Here is a 3,508-nt window from a genome sequence, read left to right on the forward strand (position 1 = left end):
GATCAGGGCGCTGAGTGAAACGCTATTGGCGCTCGATATACAGATGATTGGGCTTGCCGGTGACAACAGTGTTAGTTGGGTATTGATCGATCTTGCCGCTGCGTATGCAGGTATTTCAATTGTGCCGATCCCGCCCTTTTTTACGGCTGAACAACAACAGCATGTCTTGGATACGGCAGGGGTAGATTGGGTGATCGGCTCGCCACATCCTGATGTCTCATTAAGCCATGCATCTGTGACTACATTGGCGGGATTACCATGTCATGCACGAGACGTAGACGCACCGCCAGCTTTGCCTCCGGCCGTAAAGGTCACGTTTACTTCAGGTTCGACCGGTTCTCCCAAGGGCGTGGTATTGAGCGCAGCTACGCTGGAGAGCGTTAGTGTATCGCTTGCCAATACTGTCTCCACCACTGCGGTACCTTCCTGTCATTTAGTCGTCCTTCCCCTGTCCACACTACTGGAGAATATTACGGGTGTTTACGTGCCCCTGTTGCTTGGTGTGACGACAGTGATCCCATCCAGCTATGACTTGGGGCTGATCGGCTCAAGCCAGTTAAACCTGAATCAATTGATGAGCGGACTGATTCGTTATCGCCCGCAAAGCTTGGTACTTACTCCTGCGTTATTGCGAGCCGTCATCCATCTTGGTGAACAGCATCCTGGTGCGGTTGCCGATCTCAAGCACGTTGCTGTCGGAGGTGCAAAGGTGGCACCGGGCTTATTGCGCGCAGCAAGTCGGCTTGGCTTATCGGTTTTTGAGGGGTATGGCTTATCGGAGTGCGGATCAGTGGTGAGTTTGAATACCTCCGAGCACCATTGTGTTGGCAGTGTGGGTAAACCGTTACCTCACAATCGTGTTTTTCTCGCATCAGACGGCGAAATCATGGTAGCAGGCGCGACATTCTCAGGTTATCTGGATCGCGACTTTCACCCTCACCAAGGCGCCGTTGCGACGGGAGATATCGGTGAGTTTGATGATGACGGCTTTTTGTATGTAAGAGGTCGCAAAAAAAATCAACTCATTACGGCTTTTGGCCGCAACATCCATCCAGAGTGGATTGAGGCGGAAGCCATGGCCTATTCGGCGCTTAGCAACATGGTGGTATTAGGAGAGGGGAAGGACTACCTGACTGCCATTATTGGTAGCGACTCTCCTGATAAAGCAAAGCAGCAGTTGATGCAGCTTAACCACCAACTGCCCGATTATGCGCAACTCCGAGCGGTGATATTTACTGCTCCTTTTCATCAGCAACCCCATTTAATTACGGCAAATGGCCGCCCTAAACGCGATGTCTTTTGCCAACAATTTGAGCCGCAACTTAACACGTCGGCCCAACCATTACTGACTGACGAAACCCTGCCACTCACGGCACATTCCTAGGAGGATTTATGGATAATCAAGGTTTTTTCCATGTACTAGAGAAAGAAACCGCTCAGGCGAGAGCCTCAATGCTGAGTGTGCCTGTGATTGAGGCTTGCGACTATAAGGCGATCACGCTGCAAACCTACACGGCCTTTCTTGTTCAGGCTTATCATCATGTGAAGCATACCGTTCCATTACTGATGGCCTGTGGTTCTCGGTTGCCGGAGCACTATGAATGGTTACGCCAAGCGCTCGGCGCATATATTGAGGAAGAGAAAGGTCACCATGAATGGATCTTGGATGACTTGCGCGCATGTGGCTTTGATGCCGAACTAGCGAGGGCTAACTGCGGTGAGGGCCAAGTTGGGTTAGGGATTGAGATGATGGTGGCGTATTTATATCACCAAATTGATCGCAAAAATCCAATGGCTCTATTTGGCATGGTTTGGGTGCTGGAAGGTACGAGCGTCTCAATCGGCGGCTCGATGGCCGCACTGATCCAGCAAACGCTTTCTCTACCCGATACAGCGATGCGGTATTTAACGTCACACAGCACCTTGGACGTAGAGCATATTGGCTATTTTGCCGATTTGATGAACAAGGTAACGGATCCCGCGGACCAACAAGCCATCATTGATAGTGCGAACCGTGTTTATGCGCTGTATGAATCAATGCTGCGAGCGCTTCCTATGGCCACGACACAGACCCAAGTGGCGTAGGAGGCGGTAATGAAAAACACAATTATATTGCTAACAGGAGCGACAGGAGGCATTGGCCGAGCACTGGCTGATGTACTGGCAAAAAAAGGCGCAATACTTGTGCTCGTCGGCCGCCATCTCACTGCGTTGCATGATCTCAAAAACCAGCTTATGAATGGCGAGCATCATCAGATCATCGAAGCAGATATTGGTACAGCAGAAGGCAGAGACAAGGTGAATCAGCATGCACGATGGCTGGGTCAGCAAGGTACGCCAATAGAAWTACTGATCAATAATGCGGGGGTAAATTGTTTTAATTATCTATCCATGCGCGCAGATGACAGTGTTGAACATGAAATAGCCATCAATCTAACTGCCCCCATTTTGCTTTGCAAACATGCACTCACGTGGCTCGCACCGACAGGTCTCATTGCCAACATTGGCTCAACCTTTGCTGGTATCGGTTTTCCCGGATATGCCAATTACGGTGCGACTAAATCAGGCCTGTATCGCTTTACCGAAGCGTTAAATCGGGAGTTATATGACAGTCAGCAGTGTGCCATTTATATCGCGCCTCGAGCCACCAAAACGGCGTTAAATGATGCACGTGCAACGGCGATGAATAAGCAATTGCGAAATCATGTGGACTCACCTGAGTGGGTAGCGAATCACATTGTGCGCGCCATCGAAAAGCGTTGCTTTGCGGTGTGGCTCGGGTGGCCCGAAAAACTGTTTGTTCGTCTGAACCAACTTTTTCCATCGTTAGTGGGTCATGGAATCGCAAAACAAAAAGACATCATTGATTTTCACGCTAATACGCCGCAAGGCTTGCCAGTTGTAGAGGAGTCACAGCATGACTATTCGTAAATCATTTTATATTACCGTATGGGCACTCAGTTGTTCTTTGATTAGTGCGACAGTGCTGGCCGACCCTATCTTGGCTAAGATCCAGACGCGCTGGGCACAATGTAACTACACTATCGAAAGCAGTGATGACAAAGTGGCGTGTTTCGACCGTTTAATCGATGATACGCAAATTGCACTTCTTGCCCAACCAGCGCGTCATGATCTGAAAATATGGCTTGCTATCAATAAGAGCTCGTTAGCCGGGGTTGATGGTGGCATGGGAGCATTAGGCTTGGTCAAGGATGCAAAAATTCTACTCGAAGATGTGATAACACAGGCGCCGGAAACGCTGGACGGTTCGGCCCTAACGAGCCTCGCGACGTTGTACCACAAAGTGCCGGGCTGGCCACTCGCATTTGGTGATGACGATAAGGCTGCTGAGCTGTTTAAAAAAGCACTTGCGATCAACCCAGACGGCATCGATTCGAATTATTTTTATGGCGAATTTCTAGCGGATACCGGAAAAACAAATCTCGCTGTAGCATTCTTGAAGCATGCACAACAAGCCCCTTCGCGGTCAGACCGCCCTCTCGCTGAC

At 50.0% G+C, this 3,508-nt stretch carries 4 protein-coding genes; all 4 read left to right on the forward strand.

Going from position 1 to position 3,508, the window contains the following annotated elements:
- The coding region (locus BZG83_RS16085) for an AMP-binding protein (RefSeq protein WP_077482063.1) at window positions 1-1,384 on the forward strand (1,384 nt) is incomplete at its 5' end.
- 8 nt (window positions 1,385-1,392) lie between these two features.
- Window positions 1,393-2,085: a TenA family transcriptional regulator gene (locus BZG83_RS16090; protein WP_077482065.1), complete on the forward strand. Its 693-nt coding sequence runs from the start codon at window positions 1,393-1,395 to the stop codon at window positions 2,083-2,085.
- A 9-nt stretch (window positions 2,086-2,094) separates the two neighbouring features.
- The gene (locus tag BZG83_RS16095) at window positions 2,095-2,931 is read left to right on the forward strand and encodes an SDR family oxidoreductase (RefSeq protein WP_077482067.1); all 837 of its coding nucleotides are present in this window, start codon (window positions 2,095-2,097) and stop codon (window positions 2,929-2,931) included.
- Window positions 2,918-3,508 (forward strand): tetratricopeptide repeat protein (locus BZG83_RS16100; RefSeq protein WP_443216379.1); only part of this gene is annotated, 591 nt, incomplete at its 3' end. The genes BZG83_RS16095 and BZG83_RS16100, both read left to right, overlap by 14 nt.

The sequence above is a fragment of the Salinivibrio sp. PR919 genome (assembly GCF_001995355.1).
GTDB classification, from domain to species: domain Bacteria; phylum Pseudomonadota; class Gammaproteobacteria; order Enterobacterales; family Vibrionaceae; genus Salinivibrio; species Salinivibrio proteolyticus.

Bases quoted from the DNA above. Each gene is read 5' to 3' on its own strand.
- BZG83_RS16090 (WP_077482065.1), top strand. From the start codon at position 1,393: ATGGATAATCAAGGTTTTTTCCATGTACTAGAGAAAGAAACCGCTCAG.